We start from the raw sequence: 26,820 nt of genomic DNA on the forward strand, positions 1-26,820 counted from the left end.
CTCGGCGCCGGAAAAGTTCTGCTGGCCGGTGATCAGGTTGCCGTCGCGCACCGCACATTGCCATGTGCACGTTCGGCTAGCATGGTGAAATCGGCGGCTTCAACGAACGAGATGGTTCGTTGGACGGATGAGACGGTGCCGCAGCTTGGGACCGTTGAGGTCGGCGCCCTACGGCGCCCCCCTCTGGCCTGCCGGCCATCTCCCCCTCAAGTGGGGGAGATTGGCTGTGGCATCGTCTTCGCCAATCGTCGACTTTGTAAAATGGCGCGGCCCGCGAAGCTGTTGATCTCCCCCCTTGAGGGGGAGATGCCCGGCAGGGCAGAGGGGGGCGCTGTCCCGCCGGCGTCCCGGTCCGGCAGCGTATCGCCTCGCCCTGACGGGCGGCTGGAATTTCATTCCCCGTCTGGCCACCGGATTGGCACGATCTATCTTCTTTCCAACTGCGATCGGCTGGAAAAGACGCTAGGTTGATCCATGGAGGCTCCGACATGAGCGAGCACAGAAAAGCCACGGCCGACACTGCCGCCTCGGACGGCGTGACATCCCGCCTGCGCCCGCCCTATGCGTCGGTGCTCGATCTGATCGGGCAGACGCCCATCGTCGAGCTGACCAGGTTCGACACGGGGAAATGCCGGCTGTTCATCAAGCTCGAAAGCCAGAACCCGGGCGGCTCGATCAAGGACCGCATCGCGCTGTCGATGATCGCGGCGGCCGAGAAGGATGGCAGGCTGAAGCCGGGCGGCACCATCGTCGAGGCTACCGCCGGCAATACCGGCCTTGGCCTCGCCCAGGTCGGCATCCCCAAGGGTTACCGCATCATCCTGGTGGTTCCCGACAAGATGTCGCGTGAAAAAATCCAGCACCTGCGCGCGCTCGGCGCCGAGGTGCGCATGACGCGCTCGGATGTCGGCAAGGGTCATGCCGAATATTACCAGGACATGGCGGAGAAGATCGCCGCCGAACTGCCCGGCGCCTTCTACGCCAACCAGTTCGCCAACCCGGCCAACCCGCTGGCGCATGAGACGACCACCGGCCCGGAGATTTTCTGGCAGCTCAACAGTGATGTCGACGCGGTGGTGGTCGGCGTCGGCTCGGGCGGCACGCTGACCGGGCTTGGCCGCTTCTTCGCTGGCGTGTCGCCGAAGACGGAGATGGTGCTGGCCGATCCGGTCGGCTCGGTGCTGGCGCCGCTGATCAAGACCGGCAAGATGGAAGAGGCGGGGAGCTGGACGGTCGAAGGCATTGGCGAGGATTTCGTGCCGCCCAATGCCGATTTGTCGCTGGTCAAGAAAGCCTATTCCATCACGGACAAGCAGAGCATGCTGGCGGTGCGCGATCTGCTGTCGCGGGAAGGCATCCTGGCCGGTTCCTCGTCGGGCACGCTGCTGTCGGCGGCCCTGCGCTATTGCCGCGAACAGACGGTGCCCAAGCGCGTCGTCACCTTCGTCTGCGACAGCGGCAACAAATACCTGTCGAAAGTGTTCGACGATTTCTGGCTGGCCGAGCAGGGGCTGGCCGAACACGAACAGCATGGCGATCTGCGCGACCTCGTCATGCGCACCCACCGCACCGGCGACACGGTGTTCGTCGGCCCCGACGAAAGCCTGCTCAACGCCTATGGCCGCATGCGCCGCTCCGATGTCTCGCAATTGCCGGTGCTCGACAATGGCAAGCTGGTCGGCATCGTCGACGAAAGCGACATCCTGGCCCATGTCGACGGTCCCTATGACGGGCGCTGGGAGCGCTTCAACGGCCCGGTGCGCACGGCGATGACCTCCAACCTGCACACGCTGCAGGCCAGCGAGACGCTGGACGCGCTGCTGCCGGTGTTCGACCGCAACGAGGTCGCCATCATCTTCGACGGCGACGAGTTCGTCGGCCTGATTACCCGCATCGACCTGATCAACCATCTGAGGCGCGCACGATGACCACATCCGGAAAGAACCGCCTGGCGTTTTCGACGCGCACCATCCATGGCGGCCAAAGCCACGATCCGCTGACCGGGGCGGTGATGGTGCCGATCTACGCCACCTCGACCTATGGCCAGCAGTCGCCCGGCGTGCACAAGGGTTTCGAATATGCCCGCAGCCAGAACCCGACGCGCTTCGCCTTCGAGCGCGCCGTGGCGGACCTGGAAAGCGGCTCGGCGGCTTTCGCGTTCGCTTCCGGCCTGGCGTCGATCGCCACAGTGCTCGAACTGCTCGATTCCGGCGCGCATATCGTCGCCACCGACGACATCTATGGCGGCTCCTTCCGGCTGATGGAGCGGGTGCGCAAGCGCTCGGCCAACCTGCAGGTTTCTTTCGTCGATTTCACAAATCTGGCCGCGGTTGAAGCCGCGATCCGGCCGGAGACAAAAATGCTTTGGGTCGAGACGCCGACCAACCCGCTGCTGCGCATCGTCGACCTCGAGGGCGTCGCGGCACTGGCGAGGCGGAAGGGAATTTTGTCCGTCGCCGACAACACGTTCTGCAGCCCCTATATCCAGCGGCCGCTGGAACTCGGCATCGACATCGTCGTCCACTCGACGACCAAATATCTCAACGGCCATTCCGACATGGTCGGCGGCGTCGCCGTCGTCGGCGACAACAAGGTTCTCGCCGACCGGCTGAAATTCCTGCAGAACGCCATCGGCGCCATATCTGGGCCGTTCGACAGTTTCCTGGCACTGCGCGGCTTGAAAACCCTGGCGCTCAGGATGGAGCGCCATTCCAACAATGGCCTGAAGATCGCGCAATGGCTGGAAGCGCGAAAAGATGTGCGCCGCGTCATCTATCCCGGCCTCGCCAGCCATCCCCAGCACGCCATCGCCGTCCAGCAGATGCATGCCTTCGGCGGCATGATCACGGCCGTGCTCGACCGCGACCTCGCCGGCACCAAACGCTTCCTCGAACGCACGCAATTGTTCACGCTTGCCGAAAGCCTCGGCGGCGTGGAGAGCCTGATCGAACACCCGGCGCTGATGACGCATGGCTCCATTCCCGCCGAGAAGCGGGATGAGATCGGCATATCGGATTCGCTGGTACGGTTGTCGGCTGGGATAGAGGATGGCGATGATCTGATCGCCGATCTGGATCAGGCGCTGGCGGGCTGACACGAGCGCTCTGGGCGGCTTATGCCGATACCTGTCGGGTGTCGGTGCCGCCCCTCACCTGCCTGCCGGCATCCTCTCCCCGTATAGTGACGGGGACAGGGCGCTTTCCTCGGCGGTTTCGCCAATCGGCGACGTTGGAGGATTGGCGCCGAGGTCACGGCTGCTTCTTTCTCCCCGTCTCTATACGGGGAGAAATGCCCGGCAGGGTAATGAGGGGCGGCGCCGACGTTCTGGAATGGCAATTGACCACAAGCGCCATCTGTCCGAACTATTGCGCCCCATGGCCACGCGCGACCCACCCGAACCCACCGAGCCCCTCACCTTCGCGGTGCTGGTATTTTCCGGTTTTCCGATGATGGCGTTCAGCTCGGTCATCGAGCCGCTGCGCGCCGCAAACATCCTGGCGAAGCGGGAATGCTACCGCTGGATCATCGTCGGGGCGACACAGGGTCCGGTCGAGGCTTCGAACGGCGTTGTCATCCAGCCGGGCTTCTATGCCGAGGCGGCACCGAAGGTCGACCGCATCGTCGTCTGCTCGGGCGGCGATGCCGATCATCTCGTCGCCGAGGACGCGGCGAGCTGGATCCGCCGCAGCCTGCGCGGCGGCGCCCATATCGGCGCGGTGGCGGACGCGGCCTTCTTCCTGGCGCGGGCCGGCCTGCTCGACGGCCATGCCTGCACCTTGCACTGGACCAGCCAGGCCGCGTTCACCGAAGCCTTCCCGGCGATCGAGCTCAGGCGCGATCTCTATGTCATCGACCGCAAGCGCTTCACCTCGGCCGGCGGCGTCGGCAGCCTCGACATGATGCTGGAGATCATCACCCGGGATTACGGCGCCGAGCTCGCCGCCGGCGTCGCCGAATGGTTCGTGCACAGTCCCTTGCGATCGAGCGTCGACCGCAAGCTGATGCCGCTGAGATTGCGCACCGGCGTCCAGAACGAGCTGGTTCTGTCGGCCATCGCCATCATGGAGGACGCGGTCGAGGAGCGGCTCGGCATGGCGGAGCTCACCCAAAAACTCGGCGTCTCCTCCGACAAGCTCGAACGCTCCTTCCGCTCCGAACTCGACATCTCGCCCAATGGCTACTACCGGCGGCTCAGGCTGAAGCGCGCCGCCGACCTCCTGGCGCACTCGACGCTCGCCGTGCGCGACGTGGCGCTCGCCTGCGGCTTTGCCTCGATGTCGAGCTTTGCCCGGGCCTTTCGCGAGGAGCACGGGCATCCGCCGAAGCTGGCGCGACGGCATTAGGGGCGCCCGCTGAAGCTGTGAGATGTTGGCGGGACAGCGCCCCCCTCTGTCCTGCCGGACATCTCCCCCACATGGGGGGAGATTGGCGGCTTCACCAACCGCGCTTTCTTGTCCAACGTTGGAGGATTAGCGAAGGCCGGGATAACATCAATCTCCCCCTAGGGGGAGATGCCCGGTAGGGCAGAGGGGGGCGCGAAGGATCGCGACGTCGCCTATTTGGCCAGCGGCATCCCGCACAACCCACGCGGTTTTCCGCACAATCCTTCGCCACCGCCTGCGCCATGGTCTGGCCTTGCAACCGACCCAAGGCCAGGCACCCATGAGCATCGTCGTATTCGATCCCGACAGCACCGAGGACGTCGACTTCAAGGACCGCATGCGCCACCCGGCGGCTGCCGATCCGGCCGGCGGGATGTGGCTGTCGGACACCGAGCCGTCCTTCATCGATGCTGACGCCCTGCGCAAAGGCCGGCTGGCGAAACTGCGCGGCTGGATGCGTGAGGCAGGCTATGGCGGCGTCGTGCTGTTCGACCCTTATAATCAGCGCTACGCCACCGGCTCGCGCAACATGTTCGGCTATTTCCTGCGCAATTCGACCCGCTATTTCTTCATCCCCACCGACGGCCCGATCGTGCTGTTCGAGTACCCGCAGAGCTACCATGTCTCCATGGTGCTCGACACGATCGACGAGGCGCGGCCGTCCAAGCTCGTCTGGTCGTCAGTCTCCGGCCGCGACGACGAAACCGCGGGTCCCTTCGCCGACGAGATCGCCGAACTGCTGAAACAGCATGGCGGCGGCTCGATGAAGCTTGGGCTCGACCGCTGCAGCCACCTGCAGGCGCTGGCGCTGGAAAAGCGCGGCTGCGAGGTCCGCGACTGCCAGGGCGAAATCCTGGCTGTGCGCGCGGTCAAGACGCCGGAAGAAGTCAAATGCCTGATGGCGTCGATGGCCGGTGCGGAAGCCGCCGTCTATGCGGTGCGCGAGGCGATCAAGCCCGGCGTTTCGGAAAACGAGCTGTTCGCGCTCATGTATGGCGAAGTCATCCGGCAGGGCGGCGAGTTCATCGAGACACGGCTGTTGACGTCAGGCCAGCGCACCAATCCCTGGTTCAACGAGGCCAGCGGCCGCAAGATCAGGCCCGGCGAGTTGTTGGCGCTGGATACCGACACGATCGGCTGCTATGGCTATTATTCGGATTTCTCCCGCACCTTCCGCTGCGGTCCGGGCAAGCCGACTCCTTACCAGAAGTCGCTCTACCGCATGGCGCACGACCAGGTTCAGCACAACATCTCGATCGTCAAGCCCGGCATGGCCTTCCGCGAGATCGCCGAGAAGGCGTGGAAAATCCCGGACCGCTTCGTCGACCAGCGCTACACCTCGGTCATGCACGGCGTCGGCATGCATGGAGAGACGCCGTTCATCGCGCATGCCATGGACTACGAGACCTATGGCCGCGACGGCCATATCGTGCCAGGCATGGTGGTGAGCGTGGAAAGCTATATCGGCGAAAAGGGCGGCCGCGAGGGCGTCAAGCTGGAGGACGAGATCCTGATCACCGACACCGGCACGGAGCTTCTGTCGCGCTTTCCCTATGAGGAGGATTTTCTGGAGAAAGAGGTTTGATAGCCGCTGCCCCACTCGGTGACGTAGCCTTTACGGTTGGCGCAGCCTCCCATCGTTTCGTCATCCTAGGGCGAAGCAAGGAGCGCAGCGACGCGGCGCAGACCCTAGGATCCATGCCGGGACGTCAACGCGCCTCCCATCGCCTTCGTCATCCTAGGGCGGAGCAAGGAGCGCAGCGACGCAGCGCAGACCCTAGGATCCATGCCGTGGCGTCGATGCCGCGCAACGGTTACCGAATTCTGCTCCGTTGCGCCATTCGATGGACGTCACGGAATGGATCCTCGGGTCTCCGCGACGCCGCTGCGCGGCTGCTTCGCCCGTGGATGACGAAGTCGGGGAGGCTTCGGCCAATCATCACCGCTTGCGCCAACCCGCTAAAAGCAACGATGTCGGCTTTTGACCAGCCTGCCAACCGCCAGGTCGATTCAGCCTGCAACCCAGGCGCCTCCGCATGAAAGCCCCTATCTCCATCAAGCGCGGCACGGTGGCCGCTGTGTTCATCGACCTGCAGGAAGAGCACCGGCACGACCCGCGCTACCTCGTCGAGGGCTACGAAAACATCCTCGCCAACGTCCAGCGCCTGCAGGCGGCGGCGCGGCAAAACCATGTGCCGCTCCATCACTGGGCCTATATCGTCGATCTCGACAGCCAGGACCGGCCCTTTCATCCCACAGGCGAAGACGGCAAGTCGGCCTTTTCCGACAAGAGCGACCCGCTGACCGAGATCTGCCATGAGGTGGCGCCGGCGGAGGGCGAGGCGCTGCTGATCAAGGCCGAGGCCAGCGCGTTCCGCAGCGGTCCGGCTGCCGACCGGCTCAAGGCTTCCGGCATCGAATGGCTTGTTGTCGCGGGCGTGTGGACCGAGGCCTGCATCGACGCCACCGTAAAGGATACGGTGGCGAAGGGCTTTCGCGTGTTGCTGGTCAAGGATGCCTGCGGCAGCGGCAGCGCGGCGATGCACCAGACCGGCATCCTCAACCTCGCCAACCGGCTCTATGGCGGCGCGGTTACCGACACCGACGGCGCCTGCCGGCTGCTGGCCGGCGAGACGGTCACCGTCTGGCAGGTCGAAGGCTCGGTACCCCTGCGCTTCACCTTTGAAAACGCCGCCCGTCTCTATGCCGAGCTTTGACGTGCCCCGCCGACTGAAATGACCGGCCGCGGCAAATACGAAACCCGGCTCGACCCGGCACTCTGGGCCTATATCGACAGCGTCAACGCCTGGTATCCGCCCGAGATATCAGGCCTGCCGGTCGACAAGCAGCGCGCGGTCTATGCCAGGATGTGCCGCGCCTTCCATCAGGGCAGACCGCCCGGGGTCAGGGCCCGCGACAGCCTGGTCGCCGCTTCCAAGCATGGCATCCCGGTCCGCCGTTACCGGCTCGCCGGCGCGGCGCCGCATGCGACGGTGCTCTATTTCCACGGCGGCGGCTTCATCCTCGGCGGGCTCGAAAGCCATGACGACATCTGCGCCGAAATCTGCGCCGGCACCGGCTTCGACGTGCTGTCGGTCGACTACCGGCTGGCGCCCGAGCACCTTCACCCGGCCGCCTTCAACGATGCACTGACGGCTTTCGAATGGGCGGCCGCAAACAGCGACCTGCCGCTGGTGCTGTGCGGCGAAAGCGCCGGCGGCAATCTGGCGGCGGCGGTGGCACAGGCCGCGCGTCACCATCCGCGCGCCGCGATCGGCCAGGTGCTGATCTATCCCGATCTCGGCGGCAACGAGGCGGTGGGCTCCTATGCCGAACACTCTGACGCGCCGCTGCTGTCGACAGGCGATGCCGCCTTCTACCGCGACGTCCGCTCGACCAGGAAGCAATCGCCCGACGATCCGACCTTTTCACCGCTGCGCGACACGGACTTTTCCGGCCTGCCGCCAACGGTGATCATAACGGCCGAGTGCGACCCGCTGTCGTCGGATGGGGAGGTCTATCGCGACCGCATCCTGGGCGCCGGCGGCAAGGCCTGGTGGCAAGAGGAGCCCCGCCTCGTGCACAGTTTCCTGCGCGCCCGCACCACAGTGCCGGCCGCGGCGGAAGCCTTTTCGCGCATCATCGCGGCGCTTGCCGCGCTGGGCCGGGAGGAGTGGCCCTACTGAAGGTCCGGGTTACGACGAGATCGCGGCACTTGCCTCGGACGACGTTGCCTTCAGCCAGAGCGCCTTTTCGCCGAGCGTGGCGACCATGGCGGCGTGCGCCGCGCGCTCTGCTTCGGTCAGCCGCGGCATGAGCGGCGCCGGCCGTTCGGCGACGATGATCTCGATATGGCGGACATTCTCGCCCTGGGCCGGCGCGGTGGCGCTGTCGAGAATGAGCGCCGCCTGCTTGCCGCCGATCAGCTCGATATAGACCTCGGCCAGCAATTCGGAATCGAGCAGGGCGCCGTGCTTGGTACGTTTCGTATTGTCGATGCCGTAGCGCCGGCACAGTGCATCGAGCGAATTGGGACCCATCGGGTGCTTGCGGCGCGCCAGGGCCAACGTGTCGACGACAAGCCCGTTATCGACGGGCGGATGCCCGAGCCGGCCGAATTCGACATTGAGGAAGCCGATATCGAATGTGGCGTTGTGGGCGACCAGCTTGGCGCCTTCCGTGAACCGCAGCCATTCCTCGGCGATTTCGGCGAAGGTCGGCCTTCCCGCGAGATCGGCCGCGCTGATGCCGTGCACGGACTGCGCCTCGGCGTGGATCGCGCGCCCTTGCGGGTTGATATAGTGATGGAAGGTCCTGCCGGTCGGAAAACGATTGACCAATTCGACGCCGCCAAGCTCGATCACGCGGTCGTCGCGCGAATCAAGGCCGGTGGTTTCGGTGTCGAAGATGATCTCACGCATCGAATCAGTTGCTCCAAAGGAGCAGAATCACGAGACCGGAACAAAATGGCAATGGGCAATGCTGACGGCATGCCGTCAGCAGCCCGGCTTATCCCCGAAGTTCGGCAATGATCGAAGCAACCGCGGCACGCGCGGCGTCCAGCCCCTTACCGGTATCGATGACGAAATCGGCCAGCCGTCGCTTTTCGGCATCCGGCACCTGCTTGGCCAGGATCGACGCCAGTTTTTCCTCGCTCATGCCAGGCCGTGCCAGCACGCGCTGGCGCTGGACTTCGGCCGGCGCGGTGACGACGACGACCTTGTCGACCCGGCCACGGCCGCCGGTTTCGAACAGCAGCGGGATGTCGAGGACCGCGATCGATTCGCCCGCGTTACGATGCTTGGCCAGGAAGGCGTCGGCATCGGCGCGGACCAGCGGATGGATGATGGCTTCGAGCTTTTTCAAGGCCGCCGCATCGCCAAGCACACGGGCGCCGAGTTTTGCACGGTCGACGCTTCCGTCAGCGGTGGTGCCGGGAAAGGCGGCCTCGACCAGGGGAGCCGCCTTGCCGGCATAGAGGCGGTGCACCGTCTCGTCGGAATCATGCACCGGCACGCCGGCCTCGGTGAACATCCTGGCCGTGGTCGACTTGCCCATGCCGATCGAGCCGGTGAGGCCGAGCACGATCATGGTTTGCGCACCAGATCGGCAACGATGATCGCGCGGAGCTCCGCCGTAACCTTCGGTCTGACGCCGAACCAGCGCTCGAAGCCGGGCACCGCCTGGTTGAGCAGCATGCCGAGCCCGTCAACCGTCTTCAGCCCCCGTGCCCGCGCGGCGGCGAGCAGGGGGGTCTCGAGCGGCACATAGACGATGTCGTTGACCACGGCACGGTCGGGCAGCAGCGTGGGGTCGGCGGGCAGACCATCATTGCCCTGCATGCCCAGCGCGGTGGTGTTGACCAGAAGGCCGGCGTCGCCCAGCAATTCGGCGGTCGCGGCCGTTTCGTGCGCCGAAACGCCGGCGCCAAAGCGGTCGCGCAATTCGATCGCCCGGGCGAGCGTGCGGTTGACGATGCGGATGTCGCCGAGGCCGCGCTCCTTCAGCGCGTGGATGACGGCGCGGGCGGCGCCGCCGGCGCCCAGCACCACAGCCGGGCCATTGGACGCCCAGCCCGGAGTATAGTCGTCGAGATTGGCGGCAAAGCCGTGGCCGTCGGTGTTGCCGCCCCACAAGGTACCGCCCTCGAGCCACAGCGTGTTGACGGCGCCGATTTCGTCCGCCGCATGGTCGCGGCGCGCGACCCCGGCAAAGGCCGCCTCCTTGTGCGGGATGGTGACGTTGCCGCCGCGATAGCCATTGGCCTGCATGCTCGCCAGGAAATCGGCGAAATCCCGCGGCGCCACGTCGATCGCCTGGTAGCTGCCGTCAATGCCATGTTCGGCCAGCCAGTGACCGTGGATCATCGGCGAGCGCGAATGTTTTATCGGATGGCCGGTGACGAAGGCCTTCTTCATTGCCTCAGCCATCGATGGCTCCCAGTGTGCGCAGTTCCGCCAGCAGCGGCAGCAGCGGCAGGCCGACAATGGTAAAATGATCGCCCTCGATTATTTCGAACAGCTGGATGCCTTCGCCCTCGATTTGATAGGCGCCGACGCTCGACAATGCCTTGGCGCCGACCCGGGCGAGATGGCGTCCGATGAAGGCGGGGTCGAGCTTGCGCATGGTCATCGAGGCGATGCCGACATGGCGCCACAGCACCTTGCCGTCTCGCACCAGCACGGCGGCGCTGTTCAACTGATGGGTCTTGCCCGACAGCGCCAGGAGATGGCGGCGCGCGCCTTCCATGTCGGCCGGCTTGTGGAACACCTCGTCGCCGAGCGACAGCGTCTGGTCGCAGCCGAGCACCAGCGCGCCGGGCCGGCGCTCGCTGACTTCGGTGGCCTTGGCTTCGGCGAGCACCAGGGCGACGTCCTCGGGCGAGGCGCCGCTGTCCTGCAAGGGCGCTTCCAGCGCCCGCTCGTCCAGCGTCGCGGGAACCGCCTCGATGTCGACGCCGGCATCGACCAGCATCGCCTTGCGGAACGGGCTGCCTGAAGCGAGGATGATTTTTTCTGTCATTTTTTGCACTCGGGCGCAGATACAAACGCGGTTGGCGTATGAGGAGCTTTACTCTGTAAGGTTGGCGCCGCCCCTCATTGTCCTGCCGGACATTTCTCCCCGTATAGAGACGGGGAGAAATGGGCAACTTCAGTGCAGCCGCTCTTTCCGGCAACGCTGGCGATTGGCGAAACCATCAACGGCAGCGTCCCTCTCCCCGCCACTATACGGGGAGAGGATGCCGGCAGGCAGGTGAGGGGCAGCGCCCACCTTCCGTTAAGAAAACTCCGAATACCCATTCTTGGCTCATCTATCTCGTCTTCCCCCGCAGGGCAACGATGGCCGCGGCCGTCTCCTCGATCGAGCGGCGGCTGACGTCGATCATCGGCCAGCCGTGGCGGGTGCAGATCTGGCGGGCGTAGGCGAGCTCCTCGTTGATGGCGGCGCGGTCGACATAGTCGGTCGACACGTAGGTGCTCGAATTGCCGAGGATGCGGTTCTGGCGCACATGCGAGATGCGCTCGGCGGTGGCGATCAATCCGACGATCAGCGGTGTTCTGGCGGTGACCAGGCTTTCGGGCACCGGCACGCCGAGCACGATCGGGATGTTGGCGGTCTTGATGCCACGATTGGCGAGATAGATGCTGGTCGGCGTCTTCGACGTGCGCGATATGCCGATCAGCACGACATCGGCGTCATCCATGTTTGCCGGCAGCTGTCCGTCATCATGGTCCATGGTGAAATTGAGCGCATCGATGCGGCGGAAATATTCGGCGTCGAGAACATGCTGGGCGCCGACGCGGCGGCCGGCCGGGGTGCCGAGATAGGACTGGAACACGGTGAGCACGGGTTCCAGCACGGACACGCAAGGCAGGCCCATGGCCGCGCAGCGTTCGTCGATGCCGCGCGCCAGCTTCTGGTCGACGACCGTGTAGAGGATGATGCCCGGCTCCTCCTCTATGTCCTCGAACACCTTGGCTATCTGCTTTTCGGTGCGGATGAGCGGGTAGATGTGCTCGATGGCGCGCGCATCCTTGTACTGCGCCGAAGCGGCGCGGCCGGCGGCGAGCAGCGTTTCCCCAGTGGCGTCGGAAATCAAATGCAGGTGGAAGAAGCTCTGGGGTTTGTTCACAGGGGTCACCTGGGGCTGTGGGCGGATGTGGATAAGGTTGGACAGGCGGGCGTACTGGCCAGAGGCGACTGTATCAGATGCCGGTTTGTCCACAATTCGATGCGCTGTCAGCTTCGCCGGACGGCTGGGGACAAGTTCGTGGACGAGACGTTTTGCCTTTCGCCTGTCCACAGGGGAGGCTTCGAGGGTGGTCGATCTAGCGCATTGACTCGCCTGCGAGATTCCTGATTGTCCCCAGAACCCTGCAAACCGCGATCGGGAGTGCGCGACAATATGCTTGCTGGCGTTTTGGCGGCCAAAGCGGGACAGGTGACAACCACCACAACCAACAGACTCTTAGAATCAGAAGACTCTTTTAAAATAAGATATTTGATTAAGAGGAAGCCGGGAGAGGCGAGCGCTCGATGCCTGCAAGACGGATCATGCTGGATGTCCTGAAGGGCAAGGCGGTGTTTCCTCCTCCGCTCTGGATGATGCGCCAGGCCGGGCGCTATCTGCCGGAATATAGGGAAACGCGAAAGCGTGCCGGGTCCTTCCTGGATCTCTGCTACGACCCCGACCTTGCCGTCGAAGTGACGCTGCAGCCGATCGAGCGCTTCGGCTTCGACGCTTCGATCATGTTCTCGGACATCCTTGTCGTTCCCCATGCGCTTGGCCGCGACGTGCGCTTCGAGGAAGGGCGCGGGCCGCTGCTGACGCCGATTTCCGCGGCCGAGATCGCGGCGCTGGGAAGCGAGATGTTTCACGTGAATCTCGAGCCGGTCTACGAGACGGTTCGGAGGCTGCGGGCGAAATTGCCCGACGAGACGACGCTGATCGGCTTCTGCGGCGCGCCATGGACGGTGGCGACCTACATGATCGCCGGTCACGGTACGCCGGACCAGGCGCCGGCGCGGCTGTTCGCCTACCGCGAGCCGGCCGCGTTTCGGCAGCTGCTGAAAGTGCTCGCCGATCATTCGGCTTCCTACCTGATCCGCCAGATCGAGGCCGGCGCGGATGTCGTGCAGATCTTCGATTCCTGGTCGGGGGTGCTCGACGATGTATCGTTCGAACAGTGCTGCGTCGAACCGGTGGCCGAAATCGTCAGGCAGGTTCGGGCCGTCCATCCCGACGTGCCCATCATCGGTTTTCCCAAGGGGGCAGGAGCGCGCTACCAGAGCTATCGCGCCAAGACCGGCGTGACCGGGCTCGGCATCGACTGGACGGTGCCGCTCGAGGCAGCGAAGGCGTTGCAGCGGCAAGGAGCGGTCCAGGGCAACCTCGATCCCTTGCGGCTTGTGGCCGGCGGGCAGGCGCTGGCCGATGGCGTCGAGGCGATCCTCGAGGCGTTGGGGGACGGGCCGCTGATCTTCAATCTCGGCCACGGCGTCACCCCTGACACGCCGGTGGCGCATGTCGAGGCGATGGTGAAACAGGTCCGGAGCGCGGCACGCTGATGGCTGACAGAGATGACACCAACAGCACCGGCCAGGCGATGAAGCGCATGGCCGTCGGCATCGCAGTCCTGATTGTTCTCACCGCGCTTTTGTTTTTCTTCGCACCGGAAAGCTTCTATCCCTGGGCAAAGGCGATCCATATCCTCGCCGTCATTTCCTGGATGGCCGGCATGCTCTATCTGCCGCGGCTGTTTGTCTATCACGTCGACGCGGAGAAGGGCTCCGTCCAATCCGAAACCTTCAAGGTGATGGAGCGGCGTCTGCTGCGCGGCATCATCAATCCGGCGATGATCCTCACCTGGGTGTTCGGGCTGTGGCTGGCCTGGAAGATCTTCGCGTTCCAGGGCGGCTGGCTGCATGCCAAGATCGGCTTGGTGCTGCTTATGTCGGGCATTCACGGCTATCTGGCCGCCGCGGTGCGCAAATTCGCCGAGGACCGCAACGAAAAAACGGCAAGGCACTGGCGGATCGTCAATGAGATCCCCACATTGCTGATGATCGCAATCGTGATCCTGGTCGTAGTGAAGCCCTTCTGAGGCTTCATCCGGCCCCATCAAAAGGCGGCTTGCTCTTTCAGCCGACCGACGATACAAGACGGGTCTTCCTTCCCGTCATGCGCCGCCCCTCATTGCTTTCGGCCGCGCCCGGCATTTGTCGCATCCCGCCGATTTTTTTCCCCAAAGCCTACCCAGAGTCCGTCTAATGCAAGAAATGAAACTCACCGAGTTCAAGAACAAGAAGCCGCCAGAGCTGATCGCTTATGCCGAATCGCTCGAGGTCGAGAACGCCAGTGTCATGCGCAAGCAGGAACTGATGTTCGCGATCCTCAAGAAGCTCGCCGCCCAGGACATCGAAATCATCGGCGACGGTGTGGTCGAGGTGCTGCAGGACGGTTTCGGCTTCCTGCGCTCCGCCAATGCCAACTACCTGCCAGGTCCCGACGACATCTATATCTCGCCGTCGCAGATCCGGCGCTTTTCGCTGAAGACCGGCGATACGGTCGAAGGACCGATCCGCAGCCCGAAGGAGGGCGAGCGCTATTTCGCGCTGCTCAAGGTCAACACGATCAATTTTGACGATCCCGAGAAGATCCGCCACAAGATCCACTTCGACAATCTGACGCCGCTCTATCCGACCTCGCGGCTGAAGATGGAGGTCGACAATCCGCCCAGCAAGGACATATCGCCTCGCGTGATCGACCTGGTGGCGCCGATCGGCAAGGGCCAGCGCGCTTTGATCAACGCGCAGCCGCGCACCGGCAAGACGGTGCTGTTGCAGAACATCGCGCACTCGATCACCGCCAATCATCCGGAATGCTATCTGATCGTGCTTCTGATCGACGAGCGACCGGAGGAAGTGACCGACATGCAGCGTTCGGTCAAAGGCGAGGTGATCTCCTCGACCTTCGACGAGCCGGCCGTGCGCCACGTCCAGGTCGCCGAAATGGTCATCGAGAAGGCCAAGCGCCTGGTCGAGCACGGCCGTGATGTGGTGATCCTGCTGGATTCGATCACTCGCCTCGGCCGCGCCTACAACACCGTCGTGCCGTCATCCGGCAAGGTGCTGACCGGTGGTGTCGACGCCAACGCGCTGCAGCGGCCGAAGCGCTTCTTCGGTGCCGCCCGCAACATCGAGGAAGGCGGCTCGCTGACCATCATCGCCACGGCGCTGATCGACACCGGCAGCCGCATGGACGAAGTCATCTTCGAAGAGTTCAAGGGCACCGGCAACTGCGAAATCCAGCTCGACCGCAAGGTGGCCGACAAGCGCATCTATCCGGCAATCGACATCCTCAAGTCCGGTACCCGCAAGGAAGACCTGCTGGTGTCGCGCCAGGACCTGCAGAAGATCTTCGTGCTGCGCCGTATCCTGGCGCCGATGGGAACCACCGACGCGATCGAATTCCTGATCGACAAGCTGAAGCAGACCAAGACCAATGGCGATTTCTTCGATTCGATGAACACTTGAGTTCGGAGGGGGTTCGCCCCCTCCTCTTCGTTCTCGGATCTGCGCCGTGTCCGCTTCCTGCCTATCATCTCGCGGCGAGTTAGGGTCGCCGCAGCAATCCTTCCAGCTCATCCGGATCCGTAACCACCGGCAGGCAGACCTGGCCGGTGCAGAACCAGGCGCCGCGCCGGTTGGTCGGCGGCAGGATTCCGCCGGGCAGCAGGGGTCGATTCGCCGCCGTACCGATCGGCACGACGATATCGACGCGACGCGGATCGGGATTTCGATTCGCGACCGGAATGAGCTTCGGATCGTCCGGCCCATCGACGATGACCAGTTTCAGCGGCTCGATGACGAGCGCGCAGGCATTGACGATGCCCGTCTGGCCATAGGCCTGATGCGCGGCGCGGCCGGCGGCGTGCTCGGCGGTTTTCCACGCCTTCTCCTGCAAGTCGAGATTGCCGGTGAGGGAGGCGAGCCGGAGCTGCGCCTCGATGATCTGGCTGGTCGCCGACGGAATGGCCTCGTCGACATCCCCCCTGATGCGGATCGGCACGTCGGTGCTGTCCGAGGCCGTCAGATAGTAGCCCGCCCCTTCGGCGTCGGCGTGCCAACGGTCCAGTTGTTCGAGGAACTGGCTGGCCTTTTCGACATAATTCCAATCGCCCGTGGCTTCGAACAGCGAGATCGCGGCGTTGGTCATAGCGGCATAGTCGCTCGACAGAGCGGGAAACAATTTCCGGGCGCCGAGCATGGAATGCGGCAAGCGATTGTCGCGGCTGGCGGCGCTGACATGGGCAAAGGCCTTTGCCGCCGCCTCGACCCAATTCGGGCGGGCCAGCGAGCGGCCAGCTTCGGCGAGGGCGGCGATCGTCAGGCCGTTCCAGTCGGTAAGGGTCTTTGCATCCAGGCCCGGCCTGACGCGTTCTTCCCGCACAGCGAGAAGCCTTGCCTTGAGCGGCACCAACTGGTCCCGGTCCCCCACACCAAGCGCTTGCTGGGAGAGGGTCTGGTGGACCACTGGCTTGCCTTCCCAACCGGGCGGGCTGGAAAGCGTGAAGTATTTGAAAAACAAAACTGAATCGCCGCCAAAGACGGATTCGATCTCTTCCCTGCTCCAGGTGTAGAACAGCCCTTCCTCGCCATCGCTGTCGGCGTCGAGACTGGCGGCAAAGGCGCCGCCGTCGACCCGCATTTCGCGCAGCAGCCAATCGACCGTGTCTTCGATTCGTATCCGGAACAGATTGTTGCCGGTAGCCGCGTGAGCCCAGTTGCAGAAACGGATGAGTTGGGCGTTGTCGTAGAGCATCTTCTCGAAATGCGGCACCAGCCATTCGGCGTCCGTCGAATAGCGGCTGAGCCCGCCGCCGATGTGATCGTAGATGCCGCCGCTCAGCATATGTTCGAGGCTGGTGAGAACGTCGTCACGATGCGCGGCATTGCCGTCGCGCAGCCAGGACAGCCACAACGTTTGCATGAACGGCGCGTTCGGGAATTTCGGCGCGCCGGCGAGGCCGCCGCGGTCGCGGTCGACCATGCCGCCGATGCGGCCGGCAAGGTCGGACAGCGTATCGCGATCGAGAAGCGCCTTGGCATGCGTGGCCGAGAGCCGTGCCTCGACATGGGAGGTCAGGCCATCGGCGCTCTGGTGCAGGCTCGTCCGCTTGTCGCGCCAGGCCTTGTCGACCGCTTCCATCACCTGGATGAATCCCGGACGGCCATAACGCGGCTCGCGCGGGAAATAGGTGCCGCCCCAGAACGGCTTGCCGTCCGGCGTCAGGAACATGGTCAGCGGCCAGCCGCCCTGCTCGCCCATTGAGGACAGGGCCGCCATGTAGATCTGGTCGATGTCGGGGCGCTCCTCGCGGTCGACCTTGATATTGACGAACAGACGGTTCATGACGGCGGCGACGTCGTCATTCTCGAAGCTTTCATGGGCCATGACATGGCACCAGTGGCAGGCGGCATAGCCGATGGAGAGCAGGATAGGCCTGTCCAGCGCCTTTGCTTCTTCCAGCGATGCCGGCGACCATCCCCGCCAGTGCACGGGATTGCCGCTGTGCTGCTGCAGATAGGGGCTGGCCTCGTCGGCAAGCAGGTTTCGCGCGGGCAAAGTCACAAGGGCCAAACTTTCGGGGCAATCCGGGGGCGGTGATGAGGCGGAAGCTAGGGCGGTTCGGTAGAGCGGGCAAATGATTTCGGGCGAATCGATCGTGGCGCTGTCGAGCGGCCGGCTCCCCGCCGGCGTCGCAGTGCTGCGCATATCCGGCCCACGGACTCGATTCGTTGTCGAAACGATTGCCGGCGGCGTGGTTAAAGAGCGGAGCGCGGTTCTGCGCAGGTTCAAGGCGGCGGATGGAACGCTGCTCGACAGCGGTTTGGTTCTCTTCTTCCCCGGGCCCGCGAGCTTCACCGGTGAGGATGTCGCCGAGTTTCATGTTCATGGCGGCCGCGCCGTGGTGGCCAGGATGCTGGAGACGATCGCTGGCTTTGACGGCGTCAGGCATGCCGAACCTGGAGAGTTCACGCGCCGCGCGTTCCTCAATGGCAAGGTCGACCTGGTCGAGACCGAGGCGCTGGCCGACCTCGTCAACGCCGAGACGGAAGCGCAGCGGCGTTTTGCTATCCAAAATGCCGAAGGCGCGCAGCGCGAGCTCTACCTCAATTGGCGTCGTCGCCTGATCCATGCGCGGGCGATGATCGAGGCGGAGATCGACTTCGCCGATGAGGATGACGTACCGGGTTCCGTTTCGGATACGGTTTGGTCAGACGTGCGGTCGATGATGTCGGAAATTGACCGCCACATAGCGGGATTCCACGCCGCCGAAATCATCCGCGACGGCTTCGAAGTCGTCATCCTCGGCGCGCCCAATGCCGGCAAGTCCAGCCTGTTCAATGCCTTGGCGCGGCGCGATGCGGCTATTGTAACGGATGAACCCGGCACCACCCGCGACCTGCTGGAGGTGGTGCTGGACCTCGAAGGCCTGCGTGTCAGGCTGACCGATACGGCCGGGTTGCGGGATGCGCCGGGGAAGGTCGAGGCGATTGGCATAGGGAAGGCGAAAGCCAAGGCGGATCGCGCCGATCTCGTGCTGTTGCTCGAGGACGCCGCCAACCCAAGGGATGCGGGTCCGCTGACAGTGACGGCGCCGGCATTGCGCGTTGGCACCAAGCTTGATCTGCTTGACAGCGAAGCGGCTCACAATGGGGTTCGGCGCTATGAGTTTGGCATATCGGTGATCGACGGGACGGGCGTGGATGGATTGCTGGCGGAGATCGGGCGCCGCGCCAGTCAGGCAGCGGGCGCTGCCGGCGATGTGCTGCCGTCGCGGCTACGCCATGTCGAGCTGCTCAATGCCGCGAACCGGCATCTGCACCGCGCCGCCGATGAACGGACCGCGCAGGAACTGCGCGCCGAAGAACTGCGCCTGGCAGCCGACCGGCTGGGGCGAATCGTGGGCGCCGTAGACGTCGAGGACTTGCTGGACGTGATCTTTTCCCAGTTCTGCATCGGAAAGTGACTCACGTGAAACACTGCGGTCGCTGGCAGGGCCTCCTCCGACTGACTCACGTGAAACAGTCTTGGGGCCGTGATTCACGTGAAACGCGGACAGAAGCAGCCTTTCCCTGTTTCACGTGAAACGTCGCGCGGAAGTTTTCTTGACAGCATGGCCTCGCAGGGACATGTGTCGCTCATCTCATTGAGTCCGGGACCTATGTAAAATGACCGATCACTATGATGTGGTTGTGGTGGGCGGCGGCCATGCCGGCTGCGAGGCTGCCAGCGCGGCCGCGCGCGCCGGCGCCAGCACCGCTCTGGTATCGCTGCGTTTCGACACGATCGGCGTGATGTCGTGCAACCCGGCGATCGGCGGTCTCGGCAAGGGGCATCTGGTGCGCGAGATCGACGCCATGGACGGGCTGATGGGCCGCGTGGCGGACGCCGCCGGGATCCAATTTCGTCTGCTCAACCGCCGCAAGGGGCCAGCGGTGCGGGGTCCGCGCACGCAGGCCGACAGGAAGCTCTATCGCCTTGCCATGCAGGAAGCGATTCGGCAGGAGAATGATCTCGACGTCGTCGAGGGCGAAGTTCTCGATTTCGAAATGCCAGATGGAAAGATCGCCGCGGTTCTGCTGGCGGACGGCCGCCGGCTTGCCTGCGGCGCCGTGGTGCTGACGACGGGAACCTTCCTGCGCGGTCTCATCCACATCGGCGAGAAGAAGATCGTCGCCGGCCGCATGAACGAGAAGGCCAGCATGGGATTGTCGGCGACGATGGACCGCGCCGGGTTCAAGCTCGGGCGGCTCAAGACCGGCACGCCACCGCGGCTCGATGGGCGGACCATCGACTGGGCATCGCTCGACAGCCAGGCGGCGGACGAGCATCCCGTGCCGTTCTCCCTGATGACCGACCGCATCGTCACACCGCAGATCGATTGCGGCATTACCCGCACGACGACGGCGACGCATGAGCTGATCCGCGCCAATCTTGGCCGTTCGGCGATGTATTCCGGCTCGATCGAAGGCGTCGGGCCTCGCTATTGCCCGTCGATCGAGGACAAGATCGTCAAGTTCGGCGATCGGGACGGGCACCAGATCTTTCTCGAGCCGGAAGGGCTCGACGACCACACTGTCTATCCCAACGGGATTTCGACCTCGCTACCGGAAGACGTTCAACTCGATATCCTCAAGACCATTCCGGGGCTGGAGCGTGCGGTCATGCTGCAGCCCGGCTATGCCATAGAATATGACCACGTCGATCCGCGCGAACTGCATCAGACACTGGAGACCAAGCGCGTCGCCGGGCTCTTTCTCGCCGGGCAGATCAACGGCACGACCGGCTATGAAGAGGCGGCTGGACAGGGCCTGCTCGCCGGCCTCAATGCCGCGCGGCGCGCCGGAGGCGGCAAGCAGGTCGTCCTCAGCCGCACCCAGGCCTATATCGGCGTGATGGTCGACGATTTGACCAGCCGCGGCATCAGCGAACCCTATCGGATGTTCACCTCGCGGGCCGAGTTCCGGCTGTCGCTGCGCGCCGACAACGCCGATGAGCGGCTGACCCCGCTGGCCGACAAGCTTGGGATCGCCTCGGCGCGACGGATGCAGCGTTATGCCGATGTCATGCGGCGGCTCGACGAAGCGCGCCAGCTGGCGCTTTCGCTGACCATGACGCCGAACGAGGCGGCACGGCACGGTCTGGAGATCAACCGCGACGGCGTGCGCCGGTCCGGCTTTGAACTCCTGGCCTATCCTGGTGTCGACGTGGCCTGGCTGGCCAGGGTCGAGCCGAAGTTTCACGACATCGACGCCAAGACCGCCGAGCGTCTCGAAACGGAAGCGAAATATTCGGTTTATCTCGATCGCCAGAGCACGGATGTCGCGCAGATCCGGCATGAAGAGAGCCGGCTGATCCCGGAGACGGTCGATTTCGCCGGCGTGCCCGGACTGTCCAATGAGCTGAAACAGAAGATGCAGGCGAGGCGGCCGCGCTCCATCGCGGATGCCCAGCGCATGGAAGGCATGACGCCGGCAGCGCTGGCGATCATCGTCGCGCATGTCCGCCATTGGGAATCAGCACAAAAGGCCGAGCAGAGGGACGTTGCGTGAGCTCGTTTTCCCTGAAGAGCCTGCAGGACGCCGCCGGCCCGGTTTCACGTGAAACATTCGAGCGCCTGGTGGCGTTCGAAGACATGTTCCAGAAATGGAATCGCAGCATCAATCTCGTGGCACAGTCGACCGCGGCCGATGTCTGGCAGCGCCACATACTGGACAGCGCCCAGCTCGCACGGATAGAGCTTGAAGCCAGGCATTGGGTCGACATCGGTTCCGGTGGCGGCTTTCCTGGGCTTATCATGGCCTTTCTGCTCGCCGAGCGCCCGGGGGCCAGCATCGATCTGGTCGAAAGCAACCGCAAGAAGGCCTCTTTCCTGCAGACCGTCATCGGTCAATTCGGCTTGCCGGCGCGCGTCGTGGCGCGCCGTATCGAGGACAGCCATGTGCTTGTTTCTAAGCCGCAAATCGTCACGGCGCGGGCGCTGGCTTCGCTTCCGGTCCTGCTCGACCTGTCCGCGCCATGGCTGACCTCGGGCGCGCGCGGATTGTTCCACAAAGGCCGGGATTACCGCGCCGAAGTGCAAGAAAGCGTTAACCGGTGGACCTTCGATCTGGTAGAACATCCGAGCGTGACCGACGCCAGCGGCGTCATCCTCGAATTGTCCAATGTGCGGCCTGTCTGAACCGAGACCGGCCTGATTATTCGGCGACCCAAAGATGAATTTCTGGCATAAGCCCATGATGAAGAACGGCCCTCGAATCATCACCGTAGCCAACCAGAAGGGCGGTGTCGGCAAGACGACCACCGCCATCAACCTGGCCACCGCGCTGGCGGCGATCGGTGAGAAAGTGCTGATCGTCGACCTCGACCCGCAAGGCAATGCAAGCACCGGCCTCGGCATCGACCGCAAGGACCGGACGGTCTCGTCCTATGATGTGCTGACGGGCGAACTGGACCTGGAAGCCGCGGCCATTCCGACCGCGGTGCCCGGCCTGTCGATCGTGCCCTCGACGCTCGACCTGCTCGGCATCGAGATGGAGATCGCATCGGCGCCCGACCGGGTCCTCAAGCTGCGCAATGCGCTGCGTGCCGCGACCGAGCGCGGGGCGCCCTTCGGCTATGTGCTGATCGACTGCCCACCCTCGCTCAATCTTTTGACCTTGAATTCCATGGCGGCGGCCGACTCCGTTCTCGTGCCGCTGCAATGCGAGTTCTTCGCGCTGGAAGGCCTCAGCCAGTTGCTCGAAACCGTCGAACAGGTGCGCCGCTCGATCAATCCGGATCTCACCATCCAGGGCATCGTGCTGACCATGTATGACGGCCGCAACAACCTCGCCAACCAGGTGGTGCAGGACGTGCGCGAGCATATGGGCGATAAGGTCTATGAGACCATCATACCGCGCAATGTGCGCGTGTCCGAAGCGCCGTCCTATGGCAAGCCGGCGATCCTCTACGACCTGAAATGCTCTGGCAGCCAGGCCTATCTGCAGCTGGCCTCCGAAGTGATCCGCCGCGAGCGTAAATTGCGCGCCGCTTGATTAGGCCAGATGCATAATCAACAGCCGATTCGATACCGAAACGATTCGAAATAGACGTGGAATAAAGATGAACGAAGATCTCTCGAGGAAAAGACTGGGTCGCGGGCTGGCAGCTTTGATCGGTGAGATCGACCGCCCGGCCGCACCGGAAAAACCGGGCATGAGCGCCGATGGCAAGGTGCCGATCGAGTTCATCAGCGCCAATCCGAAGAATCCGCGCCGGCATTTCGGCGATGCCGAACTGACCGATCTCGCCCAGTCGATCCGCGAGCATGGCGTCGTGCAGCCGGTGGTGGCGCGGCCGTCGCCCACCCAGGCGGGCCGTTACGAGATCATCGCCGGCGAGCGTCGCTGGCGCGCGGCGCAGCGCGCCGGGCTGACCGAGATCCCGGTCATCATCCGCGATGTCAACGACCGCACGGCGCTGGAGCTGGCGATCATCGAGAACGTCCAGCGCGCCGACCTCAATCCGGTCGAAGAGGCGCAGGGCTACCAGCAGCTCATCGACGACCATGGCTATACCCAGGCCGATCTCGGCCAGGTGATCGGCAAGAGCCGCAGCCATGTCGCCAACACGCTGCGGCTGTTGAAGCTGCCCGACGTGATCCGCGACATGCTGGTCAACGGCGCGCTGTCGGCGGGCCACGCCCGCACGCTGGTGACGGCCGAGGACCCGGCGGGCCTTGCCAAGCGCATCGTCGAGGAAGGCCTTTCCGTGCGCCAGGCCGAAGCGCTGGCGCAGATGCCGGCGGGCACACCTTCCAACGGCGCCAAGCCCGCCGCGCCGGCCGCCGAAAAGGACGCCGACACGTTGGCGCTGGAAAAGCTGCTCACCGACACGACCGGCATGATCGTCACGGTCGACCACAAGGGCAAGGGCGGGGTGCTGCGGGTTGCGTATCGGAGCCTGGAGCAGCTGGATGAGCTGTGCCGGAGGTTGAAGCAGGATTAGAGGTGGCCCCGGTGATTCACTGGACTACCAATCCGTTCTGACTGTTGTTTCCACGCAGTTAGAGTAATTCCAGGAAAAGTGCGTAGCGGTTTTTCCGGGAGAAGCGCGTAGCGCTTCCCCTTGGGAATCGCGTAAAAACAAGAAGTTAGCGCGAGAGGCCGCGACAAACTTTTCCCGGGATGCTTGGTATTTAGCCGGCGAATGTTTCGCGCGGTTCTCCCTTCTCCCCTTGTGGGAGAAGGTGTCGCCGAAGGCGACGGATGAGGGGTGCTCCAGGGAACGCCAACGTATCACTCCGCTGAAACACCCCTCATCCGTCTCGGCGCTACGCGCCGATCCACCTTCTCCCACAGGGGGAGAAGGAATAGGGCGCCTACCACTGCCCCAGCCTCGCGCTCTCCACGGCGATCCCCTGCAACGCCTCTCGCCAGCCCTGGCGCTCGCGGCTTGACAGTGCCGGGCAACGGTATAACCTCAATTAGAGATGGCTTAAATTATCTGCCCTAGCGTGCCGGTCAGCCGCGGCGAGGGCTGTCTGCCATTCCTACATGCCCATGAATGGCATCGCCTCGCCAAAACAATATGCCGACGCGCCTGACGCAAACGGGAGGTGCAAATGGCAGTCCGTTGGCAATTGTCCGGAAGTTACTTCGAAAATTGTAGCTGCGATGTCGTGTGTCCTTGCCTGCTGTCCACCAACGCGCAGCTGACATCGAAGCCGACGAGAGGCGTTTGCGACGTTGGTTTGGTCTTTCACATCGATACCGGCAATTACGGCGACGTTCGATTGGATGGGCTGAGCGTCGCGATGGTTGCTCACACGCCGGGTCCGATGGCAAACGGCGACTGGACGGCCGCCGCCTATATCGACGAACGGGCCGATGACGGGCAAACAGAGGCGCTAGGTGCCATCTTCACTGGCGCGGCCGGCGGCCCCATGGCGGTATTGGCACCCATGATCGGCACCAACCTCGGCGCCAAGAAGGTGCCGATAAGCTACCGGATAGACGGCAACAAGCGGTCGGCGGAGATTGCGGGCATCATGCGGATGGCTGTCGAGCCACTGCCGACAATGCGCGAGGATGGGCAGATGTGGGCGGCCACCGGCCATCCTGTCAATCCCGACTGGCTCGCCATGGCGATGGGGGCGGAAGGCAGCACATTCAGCGACCATGGCATGAGCTGGGACAATTCCCGCCGAAACGGACATTACGCCCCGATCAATTGGTCTGGCCAGCAGTAGAAGCTGGCCGCATGGTACGGAACGTACTTGTCCATGGCGCCGACGTTCCAGCGATACATCATTCTCGCGCTGCTGATCTCCATCGCCGCGGCGGCGTGGGCCCTGCTTGTCTGGCAACAGATGGGCATGGACGCGGACATGCGCGTGGAAATGTACTCACTCACCATGGGCATGAGGGCGCCGCTGTTCCTTGCCGTCTGGATGATCATGATGATCGCCATGATGTTTCCGACGGCCGCGCCCATGATCCTGACCTTTCACACGGTCCAGGCCGGCAAACGGGGCCGCGGCGAGACCTTTGTCTCGAGCTGGGTGTTCGTGGCAGGGTACATGCTGGTTTGGGGCGTGATGGGCGTTATCGCCTTTGCCGGCGCGGCGGGTGCGGAGATGCTTGCCGGACGTGTGGGATTGTCCACGGCGACGGCCGCGCGCATCGGCGGCGCGCTGCTGATGGTTGCCGGCGTCTATCAACTCTCCCCGCTGAAGGATCTGTGTCTGGCCAAATGCCGCACGCCGATCGGCTTCATCCTGACCTCATGGCGCGACGGTTACTGGGGCGCGGTTCGCATGGGCCTGGAGCACGGACTTTTCTGCCTGGGCTGCTGCTGGCTCTTGTTTCTCGCCCTCTTTCCTCTCGGGATCATGAACGTCGCCGCAATGGCCGTGGTCACCTTGCTGGTCCTTGCGGAAAAGACCCTTCCGGCAGGAGATCGGATCGCAAAGATGTCGGGTGTCGCTCTGCTCCTTTATGGCGCGGCGGTGCTGGTCTTTCCACAGGCGCTGCCAACCTTTCAGCCGGTGGGCGCCATGAGCATGAATTAACCAGCGCTCGGCACCGAAAAGGGGAGATCGCTCTGCTACCTTTGCGCCAGCCGCGCGCTTTCCACCGCGATCCCCAGCAGCGCCTGCCGAGCCAGCGCCACCGACAGGTCCGGCCGGCGCCGCGTCTGCAGCACGGCTGACTGCAGGCGGTTCAGCGCGCGGCCGAGCGCTTCGCTGTTCCAGCGCTCCAGCGTCTTTTCCACCAGCTTGCGCCTGGAGAAAAAGACCGGCGGGCGGGCGGCGGCGACGACGGAAGCGGCGTTGCGGCCGCCGGTCTCCATCTGGCCGCGCATGACCTGGATCTGCTGTAACTGCCGCATCGCCGAGGACAGCACCAGGAAGGGCGGGCCGCCACCCTGGCAATGGCGGGTGAAGGCGGTGTCGAAGTCGCCGACCTTGCCTTCGAGCAGCGCGTCGACGGCGTCGTCGAACGAGGCGCCGGACACGTCGCCGGACATGGCTCGCACCTCTTCCAGCCCGATTTCCTTCTGGCCGTGGGCGTAGAGGACGAGTTTCTCGATCTCGCCGCGCGAGGCCAGCCGGTCGCCGCCGAGATTGCGGCGCAGCGCTTGCCTCGCCTCAAGCGTCATCGACATGCCGGCCTTGCGCAGCTCGTCGTCGATGACGGTGTCGATGTCGCGGGCCTCATCGGCGTAGCAGGGCAAAGCCATGGCATTGTCGGCGCCCTCGACCACGGCTCGCAGGCCGACGCCTTTCTTCAAGTCGCCGGCCTCGATCAGGATGATGGCGTCCCTCGCTGGCTCCGCCGTCAGCGCCTTGACGTCGTCGGCCAGCGCCTTTTGTCCGGTGGCGTTGCGCACCCAGAGCAGCCGCCGGTCGGAAAACATCGGTACGGTGCGGGCCTCGTCGAGCAGGCGGCCCTCGTCGCGGTCGACCTCCGAACCCTCGAGCCTGACCACCGAGAACGGATCGTCGAGCGGCAGGCCGGTCTTCCCGGCAAAGGCCTTCGCCCGCTCCGAGACAAGGCCGCGATCGGGGCCATAGAGCAGGACGATCGAGATGCGCGGATCAGGCCGCGCCAGCCAACCATCGACCTCGAAAGCTTTCTTCTGTGCCATGCAGGGTGGTTAGCATGATGCGGGGAGGGAGTGAACGGCGATCCGCACCGAGCGCTCTTTCCCTTCTCCCCTTGTGGGAGAAGGTGGATCGGCGCGGAGCGCCGAGACGGATGAGCGACTATCTGAGGTGTCAAGTTGCATTTGCGAACTCGTTTCGCGCATCGCGTGCTTTTGCATTGAGAATGACGAGCAGCTTGCGGGCGAGCGCGATGCGGATGACCATTTTCTCCTTTC

General features: G+C 64.2%; 23 protein-coding genes and 1 pseudogene. 16 read left to right on the forward strand and 8 right to left on the reverse strand.

From position 1 onward, the window contains the following. Positions 1–488 precede the first annotated feature (488 nt). The 6 genes from EN851_RS33310 to EN851_RS33340 all read left to right on the forward strand — a co-directional run bounded on the left by EN851_RS33310 (position 489) and on the right by EN851_RS33340 (position 8,068). Complete coding sequence (locus EN851_RS33310; RefSeq protein WP_135930971.1) at positions 489–1,928, forward strand: pyridoxal-phosphate dependent enzyme; 1,440 nt, start codon at positions 489–491, stop codon at positions 1,926–1,928. Next, the gene (locus EN851_RS33315) at positions 1,925–3,094 is read left to right on the forward strand and encodes a PLP-dependent aspartate aminotransferase family protein (RefSeq protein ID WP_135930972.1); all 1,170 of its coding nucleotides are present in this window, start codon (positions 1,925–1,927) and stop codon (positions 3,092–3,094) included. Before EN851_RS33310 ends, EN851_RS33315 begins: the two co-directional genes overlap by 4 nt. 280 nt (positions 3,095–3,374) lie before the next feature. Beyond that, complete coding sequence (locus tag EN851_RS33320; RefSeq protein ID WP_135930973.1) at positions 3,375–4,343, forward strand: GlxA family transcriptional regulator; 969 nt, start codon at positions 3,375–3,377, stop codon at positions 4,341–4,343. 319 nt (positions 4,344–4,662) lie between these two features. Continuing rightward, a complete protein-coding gene (locus EN851_RS33325) occupies positions 4,663–5,967 on the forward strand; it encodes a Xaa-Pro peptidase family protein (protein ID WP_135930974.1) in 1,305 nt (434 codons plus the stop codon). Positions 5,968–6,418: 451 nt separating this feature from the next. Beyond that, positions 6,419–7,099: an isochorismatase family protein gene (locus EN851_RS33335; RefSeq protein ID WP_135930975.1), complete on the forward strand. Its 681-nt coding sequence runs from the start codon at positions 6,419–6,421 to the stop codon at positions 7,097–7,099. 18 nt (positions 7,100–7,117) lie between these two features. Next, positions 7,118–8,068 carry an alpha/beta hydrolase gene (locus tag EN851_RS33340; RefSeq protein ID WP_135930976.1) on the forward strand — a complete coding sequence of 317 codons (951 nt, stop codon included), beginning with the start codon at positions 7,118–7,120 and terminating at the stop codon, positions 8,066–8,068. Between the two features lie 9 nt (positions 8,069–8,077). Here the strand turns inward: EN851_RS33340 and dnaQ are convergent, their stop codons facing one another. From dnaQ to EN851_RS33370, 5 genes are all read right to left on the reverse strand, one after another. After that, positions 8,078–8,803: a DNA polymerase III subunit epsilon gene (gene dnaQ / locus EN851_RS33345; protein ID WP_135930977.1), complete on the reverse strand. Its 726-nt coding sequence runs from the start codon at positions 8,801–8,803 to the stop codon at positions 8,078–8,080. 88 nt (positions 8,804–8,891) lie between these two features. Further along, positions 8,892–9,473 carry a dephospho-CoA kinase gene (gene coaE, locus EN851_RS33350; RefSeq protein ID WP_135930978.1) on the reverse strand — a complete coding sequence of 194 codons (582 nt, stop codon included), beginning with the start codon at positions 9,471–9,473 and terminating at the stop codon, positions 8,892–8,894. Next, positions 9,470–10,312: a shikimate dehydrogenase gene (locus EN851_RS33355; protein ID WP_135930979.1), complete on the reverse strand. Its 843-nt coding sequence runs from the start codon at positions 10,310–10,312 to the stop codon at positions 9,470–9,472. The genes coaE and EN851_RS33355 overlap by 4 nt, the downstream gene beginning before the upstream one ends. After that, positions 10,305–10,904, reverse strand: a complete 600-nt coding sequence (locus tag EN851_RS33360; protein ID WP_135930980.1) for a Maf-like protein — start codon at positions 10,902–10,904, stop codon at positions 10,305–10,307. The genes EN851_RS33355 and EN851_RS33360 overlap by 8 nt, the downstream gene beginning before the upstream one ends. 289 nt (positions 10,905–11,193) lie before the next feature. Then, positions 11,194–12,015: a pyruvate, water dikinase regulatory protein gene (locus tag EN851_RS33370; RefSeq protein ID WP_127276242.1), complete on the reverse strand. Its 822-nt coding sequence runs from the start codon at positions 12,013–12,015 to the stop codon at positions 11,194–11,196. Positions 12,016–12,419: 404 nt separating this feature from the next. On the opposite strand from EN851_RS33370, the gene hemE reads away from it, so the two are divergent. From hemE to rho, 3 genes are all read left to right on the forward strand, one after another. Next, a complete protein-coding gene (gene hemE, locus EN851_RS33375) occupies positions 12,420–13,451 on the forward strand; it encodes a uroporphyrinogen decarboxylase (RefSeq protein WP_127276239.1) in 1,032 nt (343 codons plus the stop codon). Continuing rightward, positions 13,451–13,987 (forward strand): protoporphyrinogen oxidase HemJ, encoded by a 537-nt coding sequence (hemJ, locus tag EN851_RS33380; protein WP_135930981.1) that lies wholly within the window; start codon positions 13,451–13,453, stop codon positions 13,985–13,987. Before hemE ends, hemJ begins: the two co-directional genes overlap by 1 nt. Positions 13,988–14,153: 166 nt before the next feature. Next, positions 14,154–15,419, forward strand: coding sequence for a transcription termination factor Rho (gene rho, locus EN851_RS33385; protein ID WP_027145740.1), 1,266 nt, complete (start codon positions 14,154–14,156; stop codon positions 15,417–15,419). 79 nt (positions 15,420–15,498) lie between these two features. Here the strand turns inward: rho and EN851_RS33390 are convergent, their stop codons facing one another. After that, positions 15,499–17,517 carry a thioredoxin domain-containing protein gene (locus EN851_RS33390; RefSeq protein ID WP_135930989.1) on the reverse strand — a complete coding sequence of 673 codons (2,019 nt, stop codon included), beginning with the start codon at positions 17,515–17,517 and terminating at the stop codon, positions 15,499–15,501. 73 nt (positions 17,518–17,590) lie between these two features. Between EN851_RS33390 and mnmE the strand changes: the two genes are divergently transcribed. The 7 genes from mnmE to EN851_RS33430 all read left to right on the forward strand — a co-directional run bounded on the left by mnmE (position 17,591) and on the right by EN851_RS33430 (position 25,507). Then, complete coding sequence (gene mnmE, locus EN851_RS33395; protein ID WP_127276233.1) at positions 17,591–18,919, forward strand: tRNA uridine-5-carboxymethylaminomethyl(34) synthesis GTPase MnmE; 1,329 nt, start codon at positions 17,591–17,593, stop codon at positions 18,917–18,919. Between the two features lie 202 nt (positions 18,920–19,121). Next, positions 19,122–21,005: a tRNA uridine-5-carboxymethylaminomethyl(34) synthesis enzyme MnmG gene (gene mnmG / locus EN851_RS33400; RefSeq protein ID WP_135930982.1), complete on the forward strand. Its 1,884-nt coding sequence runs from the start codon at positions 19,122–19,124 to the stop codon at positions 21,003–21,005. Further along, positions 21,002–21,634 (forward strand): 16S rRNA (guanine(527)-N(7))-methyltransferase RsmG, encoded by a 633-nt coding sequence (gene rsmG / locus EN851_RS33405; RefSeq protein ID WP_135867805.1) that lies wholly within the window; start codon positions 21,002–21,004, stop codon positions 21,632–21,634. Before mnmG ends, rsmG begins: the two co-directional genes overlap by 4 nt. A gap of 55 nt (positions 21,635–21,689) precedes the next feature. Next, a complete protein-coding gene (locus EN851_RS33410) occupies positions 21,690–22,490 on the forward strand; it encodes a ParA family protein (RefSeq protein WP_031251964.1) in 801 nt (266 codons plus the stop codon). Positions 22,491–22,557: 67 nt separating this feature from the next. After that, positions 22,558–23,442 carry a ParB/RepB/Spo0J family partition protein gene (locus EN851_RS33415; protein ID WP_135930983.1) on the forward strand — a complete coding sequence of 295 codons (885 nt, stop codon included), beginning with the start codon at positions 22,558–22,560 and terminating at the stop codon, positions 23,440–23,442. A 616-nt stretch (positions 23,443–24,058) separates the two neighbouring features. After that, a complete protein-coding gene (locus tag EN851_RS33425; RefSeq protein ID WP_127873596.1) occupies positions 24,059–24,685 on the forward strand; it encodes a DUF1326 domain-containing protein in 627 nt (208 codons plus the stop codon). 33 nt (positions 24,686–24,718) lie between these two features. Next, complete coding sequence (locus EN851_RS33430; protein ID WP_135930985.1) at positions 24,719–25,507, forward strand: DUF2182 domain-containing protein; 789 nt, start codon at positions 24,719–24,721, stop codon at positions 25,505–25,507. A 35-nt stretch (positions 25,508–25,542) separates the two neighbouring features. Here EN851_RS33430 and holA read toward each other — a convergent pair whose 3' ends face one another. Continuing rightward, positions 25,543–26,586 carry a DNA polymerase III subunit delta gene (gene holA / locus EN851_RS33435; protein WP_135930986.1) on the reverse strand — a complete coding sequence of 348 codons (1,044 nt, stop codon included), beginning with the start codon at positions 26,584–26,586 and terminating at the stop codon, positions 25,543–25,545. Between the two features lie 130 nt (positions 26,587–26,716). Then, positions 26,717–26,820, reverse strand: a pseudogene (locus tag EN851_RS37950) (IS110 family transposase); the annotation flags it as partial.

It is taken from the genome of Mesorhizobium sp. M8A.F.Ca.ET.208.01.1.1, from assembly GCF_004791315.1.
GTDB lineage: Bacteria > Pseudomonadota > Alphaproteobacteria > Rhizobiales > Rhizobiaceae > Mesorhizobium.